This window comes from Kitasatospora nipponensis (assembly GCF_039528135.1).
Lineage (GTDB): Bacteria > Actinomycetota > Actinomycetes > Streptomycetales > Streptomycetaceae > Kitasatospora > Kitasatospora nipponensis.
This window is the reverse complement of the sequence record NZ_BAAALF010001096.1, coordinates 1-533: the sequence shown is the minus strand read 5'-3', so window position 1 is coordinate 533 and position 533 is coordinate 1. Positions and strand designations below refer to the sequence as shown.

The following is a 533-nucleotide window of genomic DNA, read 5'->3' as shown; positions in this document are numbered from 1 at the left end:
CGTCCCGAGCCAGCACACCTGCCGTCACCAGGCCGATGATCACGATGCCGAGCAGCACCCGGTACACCACGAACGGCATGAAGCTGTGGCTGGAGATGTACTTCAGGAACCAGGCGATGGCGGCGTAGCCGACCACGAAGGCGATCAGGGTCGCCATGATGGTCGGCCCCCAGGCCGGGGCCGGGCCCTCGCCGATCTTGAACAGCTCCAGCACACCGGAGGCCAGTACGGCCGGGATGGCGAGCAGGAAGGAGTACCGGACCGCCGCCTCCCGGCTGTAGCCGAGCAGCAGGCCCGCGCTGATCGTGCCCCCCGAGCGGGAGACGCCGGGGATCAGCGCCAGTGACTGCGCCAGCCCGTACCCGATGGCATGAGGCAGCGTCAGCTCGCTGATCGGCTTGGCGTGCCGGACCGCCCGGGTGCGGTCGGCGACCGCCAGGATCACGCCGAAGACGATCAGCGTGGTGCCGATCACCCGGAGGTCGCGCAGGGTGGTCTCGATGGTGTCCTGGAAGAGCGCCCCGAAGATGCCG

1 protein-coding gene is annotated in these 533 nt (G+C 69.4%); it reads right to left on the bottom strand.

The genetic code is table 11. The features are described 5' to 3' along the window. The coding region (locus ABD323_RS45065; RefSeq protein ID WP_344447732.1) for an undecaprenyl-diphosphate phosphatase at window positions 1-533 on the bottom strand (533 nt) is incomplete at both ends.